This window comes from Paenibacillus thiaminolyticus, from assembly GCF_003591545.1.
In the GTDB taxonomy this organism is placed as follows: domain Bacteria; phylum Bacillota; class Bacilli; order Paenibacillales; family Paenibacillaceae; genus Paenibacillus_B; species Paenibacillus_B thiaminolyticus_A.
The window spans coordinates 56,696-76,836 of sequence record NZ_QYZD01000018.1 but is presented as its reverse complement, the minus strand read 5'-3'; the positions used below and the strand labels follow the sequence as shown (position 1 = coordinate 76,836).

Below are 20,141 nucleotides of genomic sequence, written 5' to 3'. Positions count from 1 at the left end.
TGTCATGATCTGCATATCATCATTATGGCAACGTGAGAATGATCAGTCCCATCCATCGCCTTCCAAATCATACTCTACGTAATATAGACTGGAATCGGCTTGTCGTCAACGGTACTTGTAATGATTGAGCCTCGCCTAGCCAGCGAACGCGGCAAGGCCGTCGGAGAGGACTCCCTCAGCGGCAGCCTTGCATAGTGAAGCCCTCTATCAACTATATCGCCCGGCTAGGCCAATGCGTTCAGCACGTCGTCGATTTTGCGGCTGTGTGCGATGACGCCGTAATTCATCCACGGCCAGAAATCGACCTCATACACGCACCGGTTCCGCACGGCCGGAAGCTTGTGCCATACGGATGAATCCAATATATCTCTTTCCTCTCCGGGCGCTTCGGAATGACGCTTGTCGAACGTAATGAACAGATGATCGGCATCGAGCCGCGCGAGCCATTCCGCCGTTAGCGTAGCCTTGCGCGTCCGGCTCGCCAGCTGCCGCACGAGAGGATGCGGCGTCAAGCCGAGGTCGCGGTACAGAACCGGGCCCGTATACCCGAGTTCCGGTCCCCCGTACAAGCTGACGCCCGCAGCCGAGATTCTGAGACACGCGACGGTTCCATCCCGAACGATGCGCTGCAGCCTGCTTTTTGCCTCCCCTGCCTTACTCTCATACTTCGCGATAATATCGTCAACCTTGTCCGTCTTCCCCAGCAGAACGGCTGCCATGCGCAGCGTCGTGCGCCAGTCTTCGCCAGGATGATCCAGCGCATGTACCGGTGCCAACTGGCCGAACCGGGCGCCAGGAATCCAGCGGCCGAAGCCTTCATCGAGCAAGATGACGTCGGGTTGATGGCGGGAGAGTGCTCCGAGATCGCCTTCCTCGACATCGAAGACAGGCACATGGTCTATCCCGAGATAGTCCTGCATTCCCCAGCCGGGATGGGTGCCCTGCATGACAGGCGTCATGCCCAGCGCCACCACGAAATCTTCGAGGAACGGCGCGAAGACGCGGGGCTGCTCGCCATGATTGCGCCGGTAATGTCCGGGCGAGATTCCGACCTCCTGCCGGAAGCGGCGGCTGAAATAATATTCATTATTGAAGCCGACATTCTGTCCGATCTCATACAGCCGATCATTCGTCGTCACCAGCAGATGCTTCGCCCGATCGATTCGGATTTTATTTACATAATCAAGCGGGGTGAGACCTGTCATCTTTTTGAATAAGCTTGTATATTTCCAGCGGGCGACAGCCGCCTGATCCGCCAGTTCCTCCACGGTCAACCGCTCCATATAATGCTGCTCGATATGCAGAATCGATTTGCGCACGGCATCAGCCTGGCTTGTCCCGTCCGCGGCTGCCTGATTTTGTCCAAGGAGGAACCTCAACAATTGCTGGAAGCGGATATGGTTGTCGAAGACAGCCATCTCATCGCTGTCATGCCGCCATCGATAAATGGCTTCCACATGCTCGATACATTGCGAGAACGGATGGCATAATATCTCCCCTCGGCAAGGGAACGGCTCGCCTGCCGCAGGCGTATCGTTCTCCGAATCGGCCCCGCCCGCCCGCAGTGCATCGAAAGCCAATTGATAACAGCATAAGCCGGCATCCCCTGAGACGATGGCGGATACCGATCCGGGAGGCATACCGTAGCATTTCCCTCTCTCGAGACGGAAGCCCGTCCCGGCCATGTCGATTCTGCCGCTGCCTCTGGTGACGACCAGCAGCGAAGAGGAACCGTTTTGTTCTTCTTTTTTGTAGCCATTCGCGGGAAGCATGCAGTATCGAATGTCCTTCATCACATATGCCCAGGCTGGGCGAGCCGATGGATCGGCTGAATTCCCCTTCATTCCCTATCCCCCTGAACCGTTCTGACAAGATGGAAAAAGAAAGCCAGTCAGCACTTGGCTGAATAACTTTCCATTAATGATGCACCGCATTCCCGTCTACTTTACGAACCATTGCAAAAGATCATCGATTTTCTTCATGTTCGCCGTTATCGCGCCGGATTGCCAATGGGTTCGCTCCGCCTTGTACACCTGTCCCTTCTGAACGGCCGGCAGCGATTTCCACAATGGGCTGTCGAGCAGTTGCTCGGCTTCTTTGTTCTCCTCTGCTGACCAGGAGCCGTTCGAAGGGAAGATAATGATATGATCCGCATCGAGCTCGGGCAGCTTCTCCTCAGAGAGAATTGCATGATAATTGGTCATCTCTCGCGCGAATGGGTGCGGAGTAAGCCCCATGTCCCGGTAAATAGTGCCGGTATACCGGTTCTTGACGCCGAATAAAGCCATCGTCTTGTCCCCGACATTCAGCCGGAGGACGGCGACCGTCTCTACTTTGGTGGACTGGGACAGCTTCTCCTTGGCATCGGCTATTTTTTCTTGGTACTGCGCGACGGCGCTCTCGCCTTTTTCCGGAATCCCAAGCAAGTCTGCGATTGCAGTCAAGACTTTGGCAGGGTCGTCCAGGATGTCTTCCATCAGCCGATAGGTCGGCGCGATTTTGGAATACATCTCATATTTGGCGGCATCGACGCCCCCGTCCACGATGATCAGATCGGGATTCGTCTCCAGCAGCGCCTCGATGCTGCCCGTGATGTCGAACAGCGGCACGTTCAACCCGAGATAATCCTGCTTCCCCCAGCTCGGATGATACCATTGCACGATCGGCTCCACGCCAAGAGCCACCATATAATCCTCTACATAGATGCCCGCTACCCGCTGCGGATGAGCGGGAATCTTCACCTCGCCGAATTCATTTGTCACCGTTCTCGTGCCGCCGGCTTCACTCTCCGCCCCGGCTTCTGGCTTATCCAGACTCTCTGCCGGCTGCGCTGACTGTTCCCCGCGGCCTGACGCTTCGCCGACGGCCTCCTGCTGCGCGCCGCAGCCTGCCGCGCCGAACATCAATACGAGCAATAACGCCGTCCATGCGGCCGTGAATCGATAAGATCTGGACATTTCCTTAACCAATCCCATGCAAGATGTATGTACCCGTAGGATGATCCTGAGAATGTCATGATTAATAATGATTCTCATTTTCATCCGCCGGAATCCATTCTAGCTTATGGGATATCGGCTGGCAATGCACATTCGCGACGGGTTTCTTACACATATTCATGACACGGCGGACGATCCGGCGGCATGCTCTAGTTCTAGTTCTAGCTCTAGCTCGTCATGCCCGCTTCTGCTTGCGGAGCTCCCTTTCTTCTCATGGCGAATATGCCCGAGATGACGATCAGCATCACGCAGAACGAATACGGCAGTGATAGATGAGCCGTATATAATGCGGTGCCGGTAACCGGACCCAGGAACGAGCCTCCGCCCTGAAGCGCCGCGATATAGGAAGCGACTGTACGCTGCTCCTCATCCCGGACGGCCATCGAAGCTCCGGCGCTGTACCCCAGCAGCGTGAAGCCGATGCCGATGCCCAATACCGCGAAATCGAAATAAGCGAAGCGCAGCAGCGTCAGCAGTCCCAGCAGACCGAGCGCGACGAAGAGCAGCCCGACCCGCAGCACCCGGGACGGATGCCATTTCAAATATTTGCTGATGACAATTTGCGAAGCGACAACCATGACGCCCGAGACGGCTAGACCGAGACCGATAAGCTGCGTGGCGGCCTGGGCATCATAGCCTAATGTGTCCTGTACATAAAACCCGATTGTCACCTGAACAATGTTCAAGGCGTACGAGAGCAGAAGCCCTACCCACAAATACAGCCGAACACGGCTGTCATTTGGAGATAGAGTAACGCCCGCGGCTTGCTTCCGCATCTTCCGTACCGGCTCCTCGGCGATGACTGCCATGAAGAGCAGCGCCGTTACGAATAGCAGCGTGGCGGCGCCATACATCGGGGCCGTGAGGCCGATCGCCGCCAAGCCCCCGCTCATCGCGGGACCAAGCACGAAGCCAAGCCCGTTGGCCGCCCCGAACAGAGCCATGCCCCGCGTACGCGTCTCCGGCGTCGTCCAGCCCATCACATAAGCCTGCGCCATAGCCGGAATGCCGCCGAAGAAGAAGCCGGCGCTGGCGGTGCCGTTAAAATGGGCCTCCGCATAATCCGCAAGCAGAGCAAACATGACCAGCTACATAGATGAGCATAATCGATGCCAGCATCTTTTTTCTGCCCATGAAGGTCATCCGCTCCCAGAAGTATCCGCCGAGAAGCCAGGTCAAGCCCGTGACGGAGACTAGACACCCGGATTGAAGCTCGCTCAGCCCCAGATGGCGGGATAGCGGCCCGATAATCGGATTGAACGCGGCGATCGATATCATCCCGCACAATACAATAAGAAACATAATGCCCATTCTGAATTTCACAAGCATGCCTCCCCTTTCCTGGCCAGTTCGCAGCATTGGCCCGCCGCACGACAATCCGCAGCGTCGGCCTTGCCAGCCGCCGATGCGGCGTACAACACCGTTGATATTCGTTCTCAACGGTATCATGATACGATCGGGGAGAGGGGGCATGCTACCACCAGCCGGATTCATTAGCTGGTTATACGGATCCGGAGGAGCCTACTGCTCCGCGAGGCAGTTGTGTTGGCTGGCTTCCCCCAGGGAGGCTAACTGTCATGGCTAAATTTAAAGCCGGCCGAAGACCGCCGGACCAGGCTGCCCGGATTCATGCCGTATTTCGCGCGGAACGCTTCCGCGAAATAGCTGGAATTCGAATAGCCCAGCGCGCAGGATACATCGATGACATTCATTCCCCCTTCCATCAACAGGCGATAAGCCTTCTCCAACCGCTGCTCCCGGAGGTAACCAAACACGGTCGTACCGTACATTTCCTTGAATCCGGTCTTCAGCTTGTAGTCGTTCAATCCGATGAGCCGGGACAGGTCGAGCAGCGAGGGCGGCTCCGCCATCCGCTCCAGCAGGATGTCCCTCGCTTCCCGGATTTTCAGCATATCGGTTCGTCCCAGCTTGGCGCCTCCCATTGGGCCATCCGCCAGGAAGGAACGGAAGGCCATCGAGAGCAGCTCCAATACGCTGCATTCGATCTCGATATTGGTTGCTCTGCCGTTCCTGGCATGCTCCATCAGCCGATTGAGGATAACCGTGGCTGCGGGAAGCGTCGTCTCCTGGAAGCTCCGGAATGAGCGCCAGCCCATAATTTGCTTAAAATCGACGCTTCTCGTTCCATCCAACGCTTCCATGAAGTGATGAAAGCTCGTCACGGGAATGCCGATGCTTATCATCGTGAACGCTTCCCTCCCGCCGAATTCGAAGCAATAATCCGCCTGATTGATGAATTGAAGCGAGCACATCCCCGGCATCATGCTGTATTCCTCGCCGTCTACCCGAATGCCGCGCCCCCCTTGCACCGCGTAACTCAGTTCAACCATCGGCGCTTCCGTAGCAAGAGACAGCACGCAATCGCGATGCATCTCATACTCCGATAAGACGACCTCCATATCGTGGCGAGGGAGAAAGCGCCGGACTCCCCCTTCGCCGGCGGACGATGGCAGCCCCATCTGATCCGCACGGGCCCCGCTCCGGCTCGTCAGCCTTAGCTCATCGAAAAAGCGGTTGAAATTGAGGTGAAAATCTGTCCCGTTCATCTGGTGGCCTCCGGTGTGTAATCAGAATGATAATCATTCTCACTATTATAACGAAATCCTGCGAATCTGGCTATCCATTCCAGTGGATCAGAGCAATTTTGATGTTTTAAGGTTCAATTTGCCGGGTGTATACGTAATATCGCGATCCGGCGAAGGCATTCCGATCTCAATCAGGCTAAATATTAATGCGGTTTAATTAATAAAAATTATTGCCTGCGCTATTGTAAAAAAATATTCAATTCACACATGTTCTCCTTTTTCCTATATGATAGAGACAAACAATTTCCTTATTTTTCTACCTCGTTCTTTCTTTCGTTTCAAAGTCTTTCATTTTACTCGCTTTGCCTATTCACCGCTTCACCGTTTGCCGTTTTGGCTTATTCCGTCATTCGCTGTTTCTCGGTTTGCCGCAAGCAATTGGGTATAAGCTCTATTTTTTCCATAGAGTTTATATAACAACATTCCATAGAAAGGAGGGGTTGCCCAGTCTCCCGTCAGATCGTCTTGCAACGTACTGAATCTATTAAGGAAGGAGGGTTCGTAATAAAGTTAAAGGGGTTCAACTCCTGACGCAATGCCGTGATCCAATTCAAAGATCAAAGGAGGAAATCGTATGAATCAGCTGCGCATGCCGAATCCATTCCTGTCCAAGCTGCTGCTTTCCTGCGGAGTAATGCTGGCCGCCGTCGTCTGTATGGTGCTGTTCGCCGATAAAGCGTTCGGGCACGGCTATGTCGAAGGTCCGGCGAGCCGGGCCGCCTTATGCAAATCCGGTCAGAACCAGGATTGTGGAGCGATCATATGGGAGCCGCAAAGTCTGGAAGCTCCCAAGGGCTTCCCGAATGCAGGTCCTGCCGACGGCAAGATTGCCAGCGCCAACGGCGCCTTCCCGAAGCTTGATGAGCAATCGGCTACCCGTTGGAGCAAGGTCAACATGTCTAGCGGACAAAATACGTTCAATTGGAAATTGACCGCGCCCCATGCGACCTCCAGCTGGAAATACTACATTACGAAGCCCGGCTGGAACCCGAATACCGCGCTTACCCGCGATTCATTCGTGCTGACTCCATTCTGCTCCGTGGACTATAAGGGAGCGCGCCCGCCATTCACCTACTCGGATACATGCAATGTTCCGGAGCGTATGGGCTACCACGTCATCCTCGCCGTCTGGGAGATTGCCGACACGGCCAACGCCTTCTATAACGTCATCGACGTCAATTTCAGCGGCACCAATCCTGGCGACACCGAGCCGCCAACCGCGCCAACCGGCCTTGCCGTATCGGGAACGACCGCCACGAGCGTATCGCTCTCATGGAACGCCTCCACGGATAATGTAGGCGTGACGGGCTACCGCATCTACAACGGCAGCTCATTGGCCGCCTCCGTCCCGGGCTCCACGTTGAGCTATACGGTGAGCGGGCTCACCTCGAACACCTCCTATACCTTCTCGGTGCGAGCGGTGGATGCCGCCGGCAACGTGTCGGCCTCCAGCAATACCGTGACCGCGACGACGCCGGCCGTGCCGGTTGATACGGAAGCCCCGACCGCCCCGACCGGTCTGCATGTCATGGGAACGCCGACATCCTCCAGCATCTCGCTAATGTGGAATCCGTCCACTGACAACGTCGGCGTGACAGGCTACCGCGTCTACAGCAATGGCACGCTCGTAGCGACGGTAACCGGCAGCACGACGAGCTATGTCGTGACCGGCTTGACTGCCAATACGCAGTATACGTTCACCGTGCGCGCGTTCGATGCCGCCGGCAATGTATCGGCAGACAGCAATGCCGTGACGGCGAAGACCGCCGACACCCCGGCGATTGCCGCCTGGGCGCCGAATACCGCGTATGCGGTTGGCGATCAAGTAACCTATAACGGCTCGGTCTATGAGTGCAGACAGCCGCATACTTCGCTGAATGGGTGGGAACCGCCGAACGTTCCCGCTTTGTGGACGCTGAAATAATCCGCTTCACACATGCACTGGAGCTTGCTTCTATGCATGCTCCTCAGATTGTTGAAAAAAGCGGTTCTTAACTTCTCCTACAATCAGTTATAGGTTGAAAGAACAGTGTCCCGATGTAAATCGCCCCCTACTTGGCCTTATTGGCTAGGTGGAGGGCGATCTTTTTAATATTCTGTGCAGTGACAGTCATCAAAGCTTTGGCATCCGCAAAGCTTCGGTTCGATCGTTCGGTATCACAGACGGTACAAATACTTGCCAGAGCGGCTGAGCCGATTCAGCCTCGCCCATTCCTTACTGTCCTCCTAGACATGGCGTGTAACCGGCTTCAAGGGGTGGAGCAGGGATCTTGCACCGATCTGGTCATTTCTTCCCGGGATATCGTATGATCCGGCTTAAACGTGCCATCTGGATAACCTTCAACGATATGCTTTTTTCGGATATATAGATGATGCCTTTGCGGCGGATGCACGTCTGAAAAACTCTCCGTCGCCGTTTCATCCAAAGCGTGTTAACACGTGGTGACTTGTTGAGAGAAGTTGTCAGGGGAAGTCGGTATTGTTCATTGGAAAATTTGCGGGGAAATCAGGGGGAAGCTAAGCCGCGGACCGCCATGCGGCGCTGCGGTTGCCATGCATACCGATTGGCTGGGAAAAGAAATGTCTCATCCGAGCTGTCGTATGCAGCCGGATGAGACCGGGGAGCGTTCCTTTATTCTGCTGTGCGGGCGCGATCTCCGTCGAAGGCGGAGGCTGAATGGACCGCAGACTGGCTGCCTTCGTGAACCGCGTTGCCGGACGGCTTCTCCTGCCCGCCCACATTGAGCCCGATGACCCCCAAAATAATGAGCAGAATCGAGACGCCTTTGAGCAGTGTCATCGACTCCTGGAACACGAGATAGCCAATGACCGCGATCGCGGCCGTGCCGAGACCCGACCAGATCGCGTAAGCGACGCTGACCGGCACCTGCTTCAACGATAAGTTCAAGCTCGAGAACGCCAAAATATAAAAGACAATCATGAATACGGAAGGCCATAGCTTCGTAAATCCTTGCGACAGCTTCATCGATACCGTGCCGGCGATTTCGAGCACAATGGCGAAGAACAAATATACCCAATGCATGATGTGACGCTCACTCCTTTTTCCACATGGCCATGGCCGTCTCGAAATCTCGCTCTCTCGAACTCCACGGTAATGTTGGAACTATAATATATTTTTCGGTACCACCTAGGCAGTATATTATGCGCCTATTCCTGCTGTCAACTGGAAGTTGCGGTAATTGGGCTGCGAATCGATGTCATCCTTCAGACGAGGGCGAACTTCGCCAGGGCATGCCAGCCTTTGCACGCATGTGAAAAAGCGTGAAAACAGCTTCCCCCTGCTGCTTACGGAAAGCCGATTCCACGCCTTGCTATTCCCTCTTCTCGATGAAATACAGGCAGGCACGATCATCTGTCATGTCCCGCTCCTGTTATTCCTCGAACAGCTTCTCTCCCCGATGCAGGCGCCACGCGATGCGCGCTGTATGCGGGAGTTCCCGCGCCGTCGGCGAATGGGCGGCCAAATAACGAGTCAAGGCAAGCAGCATCGTCTGCTTCGCCTGTGCAGCCAGCGGACCGCTCTCGGCGTCCCAGCGGTCATACTCCGCGCTCGCCGCCTCGTACATTTGGTACGAATGGAATTCCGCATCCTCCCTCAACAGGGCATGGCCGAGCGTGTTGAACAAGGCATCGATGTCCCCATTCTGACGCAAATACTGGGCCAGCCACTCGCCGGCTTCCGCCACCTGCTGCTGCCGATCGAGCAGCTTGAGCAGCCAGCTCGGTTCAGTCGAATTCGGATTCGCTTCCGCGTGCTCACCGCTCGGCCGGCGGGCGGCCGGAACGTTAAGGAAGCGATCCAGGTATACGGTGACAGCGGCGTAATAGATGGCGCGCACCGTGAAGACGTTGGCACTCCGCCGCAGCGTCTCATGGACGGCATGCGCGTTCGTGAATGTATGCAGCACCGTTATCCAATCTCCGAACTCGTTCTGGGTATGGAAGCGGGTGATCCGGTCCGCCGCTGCGAGAGCGACGAGCTGGGCCAGCCGCACGGGAGAGCGTCCGGCTCGCAGCGCATTCGTAAGCGCCTCGATCGAATGCAGCGGCTGGTCGCCGAGAAGCAAGGCCAGAAGCTGCTGTTCCTCTTCTTCGGCCTGCTGCGGCGTGCCCCCGGTCGAAGCGGCGTCTCCGCGGCGGACCAGGTCATTCCCTCCAGCTCCCGGAAGGCTTCCCGCAACGGCTCGACGAGATTGACCGGCGATTGCCAATGCTGCAGTTCCTCGCTGCGGGTGGCGCGGGCCGGTAGCGGCACGAGCGAGCTGCGGACGCGCACAGCGGAATCGCTACCGATATGCTGCAGGATTTCGAACGCCTTGTTATGGAAATCGAGCGTATGTCCCCCGTCCATATAGAAGTGATCGGTAACCGCTGTCATCATCATCGACATGAGCTCGTTCGGCTCCATGCCACTGGCAATCGCGCTGGCCAGCACCCGTTCGGCTCCGCGCATATCGCGAACTTCCATGCATCTCCGATACCAGGCTGACAGATGCTCTGTCGCCTGCTGCTCCGTCTCCGGCAGCGGCTGCTGCAGGAAGCGGGCCGGCTGTCCGGCACAGTCCCGCGCCACACGGGCAAGGCCGTGATACAGGGCAAGAATGCGCCCGTATTTGTCCAGCTTCGGCAACACGTTCACCATCGCCGCCAAGATGGTCAGCCCCGAGCTCCAGCCGGCGGAACGGTATGTCGTCCCGAATTCGACGCCCACCCTGGCGATGTCCGCCGCAGGCACGCCCGACTCGACAAGCGCGACGACGCTCTTCGCAATCACGAGGGACAGGTTCTGCTCCATCCCCTCCCGCAAGCGTCTAAGCTGCTTCTCCACGCTGCTCGCGACCTGGGGCCTCGGATCGACCCATACGCTTCCCCGCTCGACCTTGACCCGGTGCACAGGCACATCGTCAGCCCAAGGGTCCAGCGTGCCGCCGCTGCATACGTCGAAGCGGGCATGATGCCAGTGGCAGGTCAGAATGCCATCGCAGAGACTGCCCATATGAAGCGGAAATCCCATGTGCGGGCAGCGGTTGTCCACGGCATACACTTCATCGGCATGCACGAACACCGCAATGCCGCCCTTAATCACCTTGGCTCCCTGTTCCTGAAGCTCTTCCCATGTTCCTGCATGCAGCCAGTCCGTCATCAATTATCCCTCCTCTGTTCAGTCTACTCTCTCAGAGTTAAGAAATACCCTTGATTTGCGGAATCAGACCGCGATGAACGCGCTCGCCGCCTTATCTCCTCCTTTCCTTACTCGATATAATAAATATGCCGGGATGGCAGCTCCAGGCTGTTGAGCCTTCCACCGTATACGCAGCCGCCGTCGATGCCGATAATCGAATTGGTTCCAAAATAAACCTCGTCCGAACCATGCAGCAACTTCGTGGGGGAATGGCCGAATATGACCGTCTTCGGGCCGCTGTAGCCCTTATGAAATTCCCCGCGTATCCAGACCAGCTTATGCGGATCGCAATCCGCCAACGGTATCCCCGGCTCCACTCCGGCATGGACGAATATATAATCATCCGTCTCATAATAGTAGGGCAGCTTGTCCACGAATGAGATGGCATCCAGCAATTCATCGGTCCAGCGGATAGCCGCCGGCTGCCCCTGTGCTTCTTCCTCATAGCCGTAGCTCAGCAGCGTCTGCTTCGCCCCGTTGCGGAACCAGCGCTCGACCGCCTTTTCCTCATTGCGGTACGCGTCGAGCATCATTTTCTCATGATTGCCCATCAGGACGATGGCCCCCAACTGTTGCAGCTCCCGCACCTTAGCGAGCACTTCTCTTGAATGCGGGCCACGGTCAATATAATCGCCCAGCAGCAAGAGCTGATCGCGATTCACGTCATAGCAGGCCATCTCTAGCAAACGCTCGAACTTTTCCAGTTCTCCATGAATATCGCTAATGACAAGCATTCGCTCCATCGTATCGATCCTTCCTTCTCTTTCCATCGTACCATGAGCGAATATTTCCTATCCAGCCTTGCATGCAGAATATTTTCCGTTCTTGTCCTTATCCGTGAATCCGGCTTCCGTCTCTCAGGAGACCTCTGTCTTCGTCCTGCTTATTGGTGAAGCAGCACACCGACCCGTTGCTGCTTGCTGCCGTTCCGATATCTCGCCTTCTGGAAGAGCACAATGTATTTGTCAAGCCGCTGACTTTCCCGGATTGCCCTTTCATTCAGCAGATCATTATTTTCCATCGCCAGATGGACCATTCGCGCTCGGATCTGTTCGATTTTGCACATCAGAGCTTGTATATCCGTCTCTTCCACTTCCGGCTCCAGCCTGCTCATCATCCATTCTCCACCAGGAGCCGACAGCTCATTTCGATGAAGGAGCGCTCCCCTTTCCGCCATTCTGCAGGAACCGCCCTTATTCACGTCTTCCATCTCCTACGATTGCCCTCCCTCAAGCAACATGATTTGACAATTCCAATTATAAACAATTATTCCTTCGTCATCCTAGTTAAAAAAATTTAATAACACCGTCGAATTATCACTTTTCATTCCAATTTGAGCCATAAAAAGACACTTCCCAGCAGGGAAGTGCCCAGCCATCCTTTTCAAGATTACTTACACTTGATAACGGTATGAAAATGAACGGAGTTACACTTCAAGTCCCGCTCCGTGATTGTACATATGCAAGGTTTTCGAGCCGTCTGTTATCGAATGATAGAGTTTCCGTTGCTGTTCTGATGCATATTGCCGATATTTTTCAAATAACATCATACTTCGATAGGCAGAGCCTGGCTGATTGTTAAGGAACGATAGCTTCACACACCGCAGGATACCATCTATCCCCCTGTCGAATCGTTGTCTCTTGACCTCATATGTGGCGTAGTTGTACAGAAAGTTAAGAAGCCGCTCTATGTAAATGATGGTCCCGCTATCCTTAAGCTGAGAAATCTGCTTCGAAAATCTGTCCAGAACATGATCAACACAAAATCCATACTCCGAAGCGGACATCAGTATCGGGTTCAATCCCGGCAGCAATTCTGCCGGATGCTCTGCCAAATAATCCACATATGGCTCCACGGCATTCTCGTTGCCCCTACTTACTGCAAGCGTGTACAAATTGCCTCGTGCCCACAGCTTGAACTTCTCAATAAATACAAGTCCCGCTTCATCCACCACTTCAAACCAATCCAAATTCTCATAGCCTTGTACATATTGCAGCGCCTCGGTGTACCTCTTGCATCTCTCCAGCACATTTCCCTTCATCAAATATCCTTCGCCATAATAGGCGACCAGCGGGAATTCGGATGAAGGCAGCTTCGGGTCGTTCCCCTTCTTCCGCTCTCGAATCATATATTGATATACTGTCGATGCCAGCTCGCGAAGTTCATCTGCGTACTGTTCCGCTCGCCTCCATTGATATAAGCTGTAGCATACATTACCCAAATAATGCAGCGCTTCAAGCTGGAGATGCTCCTGCAGCCGCTTCCGATAAGGAGAGAAGGCGATCACCGCTTCCCAGTTCTTCTGCGCGTCCCGGCCGATCGACGCCCGGAACATCCGGTATTGGCTCATAATGAATCGCTCCGCATAATTGTCCTTCTCGTTCTCTATCACATAGTGATAGAAAGGCACAGCTGCCTGCACCTGACCCTTCGCATACAGCTCCTCCGCGACATCGTACAACAGCGCCAAGGCAACCCGTAGCGTGTCCATCATCTTCGCTATGATACTCTCAACGTAATCGAGGCGGTTCAACTCGGCGCAGCGGACCAGATAGGAGCGAACGCGCTTGTTCGACAGCCGTTCCTCGCCGCTTCGCAGCTTCCCGTTCTCGCTCTTGAAGCATTCCTCGTAATATAAGTCGTATAGCCAGCCCTGCTCTTCTCCGAAAGCGGCAGCCAGCTTGTCCAACTGCTCCACCGTCATCGGACGTGGCGGATTCCCATTCAGCACCATGCTGAGATGCCCTTGATTAACGCCTGACAATTCGCTTACCTTCAGGAGCGTATATCCCTTCTCCTTAATCTTCTTGTCGATCTCCGACCGCAAAGCTCTGCATTGCCCATCCATAGACATAACCTGCGATCTACCTCCTGACAATCGAGCGAATGATTCGGCATCCTTCGACATGATCTGAGTAATTTTATTCATTTTTCCTTTTTTCTCCTTAATAGTATCATTATTTCATATCATTGTAAATGACATTTTCCCATAAAATTCATTCCTTATGCGGGGATTTGAAAGTATTATAGAGTATGTTAACTAGGAGATTTCCAGACTATCATCGGCACGACAGAAAGGGGCTTTATTCCGTATCTATGAATTCAGACATCATTATTACGCTTATTATATTGGCCGCTGCAGCGATTCTCTTCATGACAGGGAAGATCCGATCGGATCTGGTCGCCATCTGTTCCCTAATCCTGCTCGTCCTGCTTGGAATATTGACGCCGAACGAAGCGTTGTCCGGCTTCTCTAATTCCGTCGTCATCATGATGATCGGCTTGTTCATCGTCGGAGGCGGGATCTTCCAGACCGGGCTCGCCAAGCTGGCCAGCGGCAAGATGCTTCAGCTCGCGGGCGGCAGCGAGACGCGTCTGTTGATTACCGTGATCCTGGCCACGTCGCTAATTGGCGCCTTCGTCAGCAATACCGGCACCGTCGCCGTCATGCTGCCCATCGTCGTCAGCATGGCCGCCAGCGCCAATATCAGCCCGGGACGCCTGTTGATGCCGATCGCGTTCGCCAGCAGCATGGGCGGCATGCTGACTCTAATCGGGACGCCGCCCAACCTGGTCATCAGCGAGACGCTCGCCCAGGCGGGGTTCGATGGGCTGTCCTTCTTCTCCTTCACCCCGATCGGGATCGTCTGCCTCCTGATCGGCACCGGTCTTCTGCTGCTTCTGAGCAGGCAGCTTCCGAAGGAACAAGGCGAAGGGCGCCGCAAGCGGAACGGGCGATCGCTGCACGAGCTTGCCCGCCAGTACCAATTGTCTCAGAACCTGTACCGCGTGCAGGCCGGCGACGAAGCGACGATTGTATCCCGATCGCTGCAGGAGCTGGATATTCCGAACCAATACCAGGTTCATATTATCGAGATTCGGCGCCGGACATCGAACAAGAACCCGTTCTTCAAGACGATCAATCAAGAGATTGCCGGTCCGGCGACCATCATCCATGACAAAGATATTCTGTATGTATATGGACCGTTCAAGCGCGTGCAAGCATTCGCCGAGGAGTGCGGGCTTCATCTGCTTGACCATCGGGCCGCCGAGATCGAGCAAGCTGCCGAACCGAATACCGAGCGGTACGCTTCGGATCAGATCGGCATCGCCGAAGTGTTGCTGCCGCCGAATTCCCCACTGCTTAATTTGCAGGTGAAGCAGTCGGGATTCCGCGAGAAATACCAGATCAATATATTGGCGATTCAGCGCAAAGGAGAGTATTTGCTGCATCAGCTCAAGGACGAGAAAATCCGGTTCGGCGACGCCCTGCTCGTTCAGGGGACATGGAAAAGCATCGCCCGGCTGTCAAGGGAGGAATCGGATGTGGTCGTCGTCGGCCAGCCGCTGGAGACGGCAGCTGCGATGCCTATGAACCATAAAGCGCCGCTCGCGGCCGGCATCATGCTCTTCATGATCGCGCTGCTCATTCTGGAGATATTCCCGGCCGTCATCTCCGTCATGATCGCAGCCGTCCTGATGGTAGCCACGGGATGTCTTCGCGGTATGGAATCCGCCTACAAGACGATTAACTGGGAGAGCATCGTCCTGATTGGCGGCATGATTCCGATGTCCATCGCGATCGAGAAGACAGGCGCGGCAGCCTTGCTCTCGCAGAAGCTCGTGCTGACCCTCGGGAATATCGGGCCGTTCGCCTTGCTCGCCGGCATCTATTTTACGACGTCGATCCTGACGCTCTTCATCAGCAATACCGCATGCGCTGTCCTGGTCGCTCCGATCGCGATGACCGCTGCGATGCAGTTGGGCGTCGATCCCCAACCGTATCTGTTCGCCGTCGCGATCGCGGCCAGCATGTGCTTCGCCGTCCCGTTCTCGACCCCGCCCAACGCGTTGGTCATGTCGGCCGGCAAATATTCCTTCATGGACTATATCCGGGTGGGATTGCCGCTTCAGCTGCTGCTTGGCATTGCCATGGTAGCGCTGCTGCCGCTCTTCTTTCCGTTTTGAAAGCTAGCAAACGATCTCTCATTCGACAATCTTGTATTATCATCAACAAAATAGGATAATTTGTATGTACGTTCCATCTCAAAAATGATAGAATGGACATATAATAGATACGCTAAAAATGGATAATGGCAAACCCTAGCGAAAGCAGGGGACGCAAAGCCACGGGTCTAATGCATGCGCGCATGCGATGATAGCCGGGTTGCCCTAATTGCGACAGTTGTTGCGTCTTTTTGGCGCCGCCTTTAGGGTGGCGCTTTTTTAATTGCCAGAGCGCCCCCGTTTATCATCTCATTCTAGCGTAGTTTAATTTCGTTATAGAATGGGGAGAAAGCTATGGGTACACATCGATATACGACCGAACACAATAATAACTCAACCGTGAATAGCCAACATAGACGAACAGCGAGACGGCATGCATCGGCACTCCTCTGCGCTGTAATGGCTATCGGAATGTTCCTGACACCTTCACTCGCCAACGCGGAAGCGGACAGCATTCCGGCAGCGGACGGGGCGCTGCGCACCACTACAGTAGCCGCGGGAGCCAGCAGCACGATTAGCGGCACGGAATTCAAGCTTCAAGGCATCTCAATCGGGATGAACGAATCGGAGTTGCTCGGAATTCTTGGAGAACCCGCCCGCAAAGATCTAAGCGAATACAATTTCGAATGGTACATATACAATCAGAATTATCAACGTTATATCCAGGTCGGCGTACAGCACGGCAAAGTGGTTGCCCTGTATACGAACGCCCAGGATTGGACTGGCGCCGGTGGAATCGGCTTCGGGTCGACCAGACAAGAAGTCGAAGCCGCTTACGGCTCCCCGCTTGCCAGTCTCAAGAAAGGAAATACGATCTATAAGTTCAAGGACAACGGCGGAGAATACAGCCTGCATCAGGTCGGCGGGGTATATGCTACTCTATTTTACGATCTGAGCCGGAAAAATACGGTCACCTCGATCCAACTCATCGATCAGAACATAGAGTTATCGTTCAAAGGCTTTCATGGAAAGCCAAGCGAACGATTGCGGGAAAGCTTTGAGCGGGAAGTGCTGGATTTGACCAATGCGGTGCGTGTACGCGAAGGAAAAAAACCGCTTGAGTGGGACGACGAGATTGCGGATACGGCGCGGGAGCACAGCGCAGACATGATGAAGCGCACCTTCTTCTCGCACGACAATCCCGATGGCCAGTCTCCGTTCGATCGGATGAAGCAAGACGGCATCACTTACAGGAAGGCCGGAGAAAATATTGCGGCCGGACAAACAAGCGCCATCTTCGCCCACGAGAACTGGATGAATTCAAGCGGCCACCGCAAAAACATATTAAGCGATTTCGAACGCCTTGGCGTCGGAATCTCCTTCGGCGGACCTTATCAAGTCTATTATACGCAAAACTTCTTCACGCCGCCGAGTGCGAAATGACGATAACCAAGTTATAGATCCCCCATAGGCGGCAATTTGACGTCGATGAGCAAAGGCTACGTTATCCAGAGCCTTTGCTTTTCTAAAAGTTCAATAGAGGCACTTTACTTCACTGGTCTTCTATAATTTCTATGATGTTATAATATGCTATTGTTAGATTAGAAAACCAATACAGTGAAGTAACTATTGATTTGAGGGGGGAATCGTAATGGTTCATTGGGATTCATCCAATATCAAGCAAGACGATGTCTCAGCTTCCAGCCGCATTTCGATCGAGAAAATCACAGCGGGCGCCTCTATTTTACTATCGGCCAGCCTTCGCTCAGAAGATGATATTATGCCTTTATTTGAAGCACTATGTACCTCATTGGAGGAAGAAGGGTGCGATGTCAGTGACATCGCAGAGCTCCATGTCCATCTAAACAAAACTCTAGAAAAATGGTTTTTGAGCAAATAAATTGCATTCTTTTCGGAAGGAACACCGAGGCTCGTAATGCTTCCCTGTGATAACAATGGGATTTCTCTCATCAGAGTTGCGGCAAGTCATAATATAAGAAAATCAAAGAAAAAGAGGACCGTAAAGGAAGGCATCAAACTGATGCTCATCGGCAGCTTGCTTGGAATTGCCATTTGGAGCCGCACTTCTGGGGGGGACTATACTATTTTCTTCTGAGATATGATTGAGGGAATTGGGCCAAAAGAAGCCGCCCTTTACGCAAAGGGCGGCTTGAAACTTCGCCAACACATCATTTTATTGTTTCATTCTTTTGCGCGAGAGCCACATGACAACTGCGGCAGCGCAGAACAACAGGCCAATCCAAGAAGCAAGCGGCGATTTTTCTCCGGTTGCCGGCAGACTTGATCCAGCCGGATGTTCAGGCTTCTTGCGGTCTCCCGGCCGGTTCGCAGGGAGTTCATTCGAGCCTGGTCGCTCTTCCGTTCCAGGTGTGCCTGGAACGGTTTCTCCCGGATCGGTCTCACCGCCGACTACCGTGTCCGGTCCTTCTACAATCGTGCCGGGAACCGTTTCTCTGTTGTCAGGAGGTTTCGTGCCCGGAGTGGTGCCGGAACCCGGATCTGTCGTCCCGCCACCGCCTGAACCCGGCCCTTCCGGATCAGGGCGTTCCGGCTCCGGCTTGACGCCGGACTTGACTAGACCAGCGTCAATGGTCAGGTTCCGTTCCCCTGCAGACAATTCAGAGCAATGCCGTCTCCTATCTGCTGTTCAATACCAAAAACCGCGACGTCGCGAAGAGCGAGGATCTTCGCAAAGCCGTGCTGTACTCGATTAACCAGGACGAGAACCGGGAACGAACTGAAAGCCGATCCGGCCAAGGTAAAGGAATATTTGGACAAATATAGAGCCGCCGCGAAATAATAATCATGAAGAAGGTCCCGGGCTCTCGCAAGGAGAATGCCCGGGACCTTGCTATGCGCCCGCGTCATGCCAGCCGCGAGGCAAATCGATCATCCGTCGTACTCACAGGGCATCTCCTTCCTCACTCCGCAGCTAGCTTCTCCTTGGCTTATTGCTTATAGCGGAGATGCTTTTTTACACTTACCCGGAGTCGCAGCCCCGCTATGTTCTGCGTTTATAGCCGTTACGCGACCGGTATTGCTGAGGGGCTCGGGCAGGATAGCGGGCGGGAAAGGAAAACATATGCACCAGTTTCGTAAAAGGGATAACCGCAAACAGCAGAAACGCGGCAATCACATGAACTTGAAACAGAAGCGGAACTTCCCGCATTAATTGGTAACGGGGCTGGAACACCAGCAGGCTGCGAAACCAGGGTCCGATGGTGGTGCGGTATTCATAAGCTGTCACGGTGATATTGTACACGAGTGTCATATACGTTCCCAGGGCGGCGATGACGAGTACGAGAATGACTGAAAAATAATCGGAGAACGAAGAGTGAACGTGCACCCGGCGGTTCGTCAGCTTCCGGATCAGAAGGATAACCAATCCGGCTACAACCATGAGTCCGGCTATGCCTCCGCCGGCAATGGCAAAGAAATGGTACAGTTCGTCCGTGACACCCAAGGCCTCGTATACACCGCGCGGTATCATAACTCCCATGATATGTCCGATGAACGCGAACACGATGCCATAGTGAAACAAAGGCGAACCGATTCTTAGCGCTCTTTTCTCAAACAGTTCCGTTGAGGGAGCGGTCCAGCTGACCTGATGGAACGCGAAACGGTACAGCAACCCCACAATCATCACGGTCAGCGTAAGATAAGGGAACACCACCCACCAGAAAATATCGGCCATTGAGGAACCTCCATTCATGTGCACATCTTCATATTGGGCAGGGAGCAGTCTTGTCTTGCGGTTCCGTCCATGCCGTACAGGATAGGATAAGGAAGCTCATCCAGGTCTGCCTCTTCCCTCTTCTGCTCAAGAAGCGAGATGTCTTCGGGGGAAGGAAGACCAAATACATGGTGAACCAGGAGATCGAACAAATCCTCATAGGGGTGGCCGGCCGGCATATGATCGAGCACCCGCTTCGTCGCCACGGCGAGACGGCGCTTCAATGCTTGGAGATGCGCATTATCCGGAGCCGCCGCCAGGAGCTCATATAGCGCGGGAAGATAATCCGCCAGTTCGCCTTCGGCGGGTTCATAACCGGAATCGGCCGCGATGTGCTGAAGCAGAACGAGCGCGGCCCCGCGCCCCCGGCTATCCCCCCATTCATGCGCGGTCAGATATAGACCCGTCTTTTCCTTCCAGTCAAACACCTGCACATACCGCTCCTGCAGCTCTCTCAACGTAAATTCGCCGAAGCGAGCCATTGCCGAGAGAAGCCGATCGCGGAATCCTTCCCATTCCGGTTCCTTACTAATGGCAACGGCCAGTTCTTCCCGTTCCTTCAAAAAATCATCCTGCGGGTAACCCAAGAGCCGCGATACCGCCAACAGTATTAAGCGCTGTTGTTCTTCCACAAG

At 54.4% G+C, this 20,141-nt stretch carries 19 protein-coding genes, 2 pseudogenes and 1 riboswitch; of the genes and pseudogenes, 5 read left to right on the top strand and 16 right to left on the bottom strand.

The genetic code is table 11. The annotated features are described in order from the left end of the window. Positions 1 to 224: 224 nt before the first annotated feature. The 5 genes from DQX05_RS18815 to DQX05_RS18800 form a co-directional block, all read right to left on the bottom strand. Complete coding sequence (locus DQX05_RS18815) at positions 225 to 1,844, bottom strand: AraC family transcriptional regulator (RefSeq protein WP_119795034.1); 1,620 nt, start codon at positions 1,842 to 1,844, stop codon at positions 225 to 227. A gap of 96 nt (positions 1,845 to 1,940) precedes the next feature. Next, entirely contained in the window at positions 1,941 to 2,957 is a 1,017-nt protein-coding gene (locus tag DQX05_RS18810; RefSeq protein ID WP_119795073.1) for an ABC transporter substrate-binding protein, read from the bottom strand. Between the two features lie 206 nt (positions 2,958 to 3,163). Further along, positions 3,164 to 4,078 carry an MFS transporter gene (locus DQX05_RS18805; protein ID WP_259392100.1) on the bottom strand — a complete coding sequence of 305 codons (915 nt, stop codon included), beginning with the start codon at positions 4,076 to 4,078 and terminating at the stop codon, positions 3,164 to 3,166. Next, positions 4,038 to 4,319, bottom strand: coding sequence for an MFS transporter (locus DQX05_RS32290; RefSeq protein ID WP_259392099.1), 282 nt, complete (start codon positions 4,317 to 4,319; stop codon positions 4,038 to 4,040). Before DQX05_RS32290 ends, DQX05_RS18805 begins: the two co-directional genes overlap by 41 nt. 245 nt (positions 4,320 to 4,564) lie before the next feature. Further along, positions 4,565 to 5,563 (bottom strand): helix-turn-helix transcriptional regulator, encoded by a 999-nt coding sequence (locus DQX05_RS18800; RefSeq protein WP_119795033.1) that lies wholly within the window; start codon positions 5,561 to 5,563, stop codon positions 4,565 to 4,567. 613 nt (positions 5,564 to 6,176) lie between these two features. Here DQX05_RS18800 and DQX05_RS18795 point away from each other — a divergent pair. Next, positions 6,177 to 7,526 (top strand): lytic polysaccharide monooxygenase, encoded by a 1,350-nt coding sequence (locus DQX05_RS18795; RefSeq protein ID WP_119795032.1) that lies wholly within the window; start codon positions 6,177 to 6,179, stop codon positions 7,524 to 7,526. Between the two features lie 127 nt (positions 7,527 to 7,653). On the opposite strand, the pseudogene DQX05_RS18790 reads toward DQX05_RS18795, so the two are convergent. From DQX05_RS18790 to DQX05_RS18760, 8 genes and pseudogenes are all read right to left on the bottom strand, one after another. Then, positions 7,654 to 7,852, bottom strand: a pseudogene (locus DQX05_RS18790) (IS5/IS1182 family transposase); the annotation flags it as partial. Next, the gene (locus DQX05_RS18785; protein WP_259392105.1) at positions 7,852 to 7,995 is read right to left on the bottom strand and encodes an S-layer homology domain-containing protein; all 144 of its coding nucleotides are present in this window, start codon (positions 7,993 to 7,995) and stop codon (positions 7,852 to 7,854) included. The gene DQX05_RS18785 and the pseudogene DQX05_RS18790, both read right to left, overlap by 1 nt. Before the next feature lie 239 nt (positions 7,996 to 8,234). After that, positions 8,235 to 8,645, bottom strand: coding sequence for a DMT family transporter (locus DQX05_RS18780; RefSeq protein ID WP_119795031.1), 411 nt, complete (start codon positions 8,643 to 8,645; stop codon positions 8,235 to 8,237). Positions 8,646 to 8,994: 349 nt separating this feature from the next. After that, on the bottom strand, positions 8,995 to 9,618 hold the full coding sequence (locus tag DQX05_RS32285) for a hypothetical protein (RefSeq protein ID WP_259392098.1): 624 nt from the start codon (positions 9,616 to 9,618) through the stop codon (positions 8,995 to 8,997). Continuing rightward, on the bottom strand, positions 9,534 to 10,766 hold the full coding sequence (locus DQX05_RS18775) for a Rieske (2Fe-2S) protein (RefSeq protein ID WP_259392097.1): 1,233 nt from the start codon (positions 10,764 to 10,766) through the stop codon (positions 9,534 to 9,536). The genes DQX05_RS32285 and DQX05_RS18775 overlap by 85 nt, the downstream gene beginning before the upstream one ends. Positions 10,767 to 10,873: 107 nt before the next feature. Beyond that, complete coding sequence (locus DQX05_RS18770; RefSeq protein ID WP_119795030.1) at positions 10,874 to 11,548, bottom strand: metallophosphoesterase family protein; 675 nt, start codon at positions 11,546 to 11,548, stop codon at positions 10,874 to 10,876. Positions 11,549 to 11,688: 140 nt separating this feature from the next. Further along, positions 11,689 to 12,015, bottom strand: coding sequence for an aspartyl-phosphate phosphatase Spo0E family protein (locus DQX05_RS18765; protein WP_119795029.1), 327 nt, complete (start codon positions 12,013 to 12,015; stop codon positions 11,689 to 11,691). Between the two features lie 216 nt (positions 12,016 to 12,231). Next, entirely contained in the window at positions 12,232 to 13,659 is a 1,428-nt protein-coding gene (locus DQX05_RS18760) for a helix-turn-helix domain-containing protein (RefSeq protein WP_119795028.1), read from the bottom strand. Positions 13,660 to 13,901: 242 nt separating this feature from the next. Here DQX05_RS18760 and DQX05_RS18755 point away from each other — a divergent pair, with 242 nt between their 5' ends. The 3 genes from DQX05_RS18755 to DQX05_RS18745 all read left to right on the top strand — a co-directional run bounded on the left by DQX05_RS18755 (position 13,902) and on the right by DQX05_RS18745 (position 17,652). After that, on the top strand, positions 13,902 to 15,773 hold the full coding sequence (locus DQX05_RS18755) for an SLC13 family permease (RefSeq protein ID WP_119795027.1): 1,872 nt from the start codon (positions 13,902 to 13,904) through the stop codon (positions 15,771 to 15,773). Positions 15,774 to 15,890: 117 nt separating this feature from the next. After that, a riboswitch (cyclic di-GMP riboswitch) is annotated at positions 15,891 to 15,980 on the top strand. 126 nt (positions 15,981 to 16,106) lie between these two features. After that, positions 16,107 to 17,195 (top strand): CAP domain-containing protein, encoded by a 1,089-nt coding sequence (locus tag DQX05_RS18750; protein ID WP_259392096.1) that lies wholly within the window; start codon positions 16,107 to 16,109, stop codon positions 17,193 to 17,195. Positions 17,196 to 17,403: 208 nt separating this feature from the next. Continuing rightward, positions 17,404 to 17,652: a hypothetical protein gene (locus tag DQX05_RS18745; protein ID WP_119795025.1), complete on the top strand. Its 249-nt coding sequence runs from the start codon at positions 17,404 to 17,406 to the stop codon at positions 17,650 to 17,652. Positions 17,653 to 17,946: 294 nt separating this feature from the next. Here DQX05_RS18745 and DQX05_RS18735 read toward each other — a convergent pair whose 3' ends face one another. Further along, a complete protein-coding gene (locus tag DQX05_RS18735; RefSeq protein WP_119795023.1) occupies positions 17,947 to 18,390 on the bottom strand; it encodes an LPXTG cell wall anchor domain-containing protein in 444 nt (147 codons plus the stop codon). Between DQX05_RS18735 and DQX05_RS32280 the strand changes: the two are divergent. Continuing rightward, a pseudogene (locus tag DQX05_RS32280) lies at positions 18,381 to 18,573 on the top strand (ABC transporter substrate-binding protein); the annotation flags it as partial. The gene DQX05_RS18735 and the pseudogene DQX05_RS32280 sit on opposite strands and share 10 nt — an antisense overlap. A gap of 201 nt (positions 18,574 to 18,774) precedes the next feature. Here the strand turns inward: DQX05_RS32280 and narI are convergent. Together narI and narJ are read right to left on the bottom strand one after the other, a co-directional pair. Then, positions 18,775 to 19,467, bottom strand: coding sequence for a respiratory nitrate reductase subunit gamma (gene narI, locus DQX05_RS18725; RefSeq protein ID WP_119795022.1), 693 nt, complete (start codon positions 19,465 to 19,467; stop codon positions 18,775 to 18,777). A 14-nt stretch (positions 19,468 to 19,481) separates the two neighbouring features. Then, positions 19,482 to 20,138 (bottom strand): nitrate reductase molybdenum cofactor assembly chaperone, encoded by a 657-nt coding sequence (gene narJ / locus DQX05_RS18720; protein WP_119795021.1) that lies wholly within the window; start codon positions 20,136 to 20,138, stop codon positions 19,482 to 19,484. Positions 20,139 to 20,141: the final 3 nt, after the last annotated feature.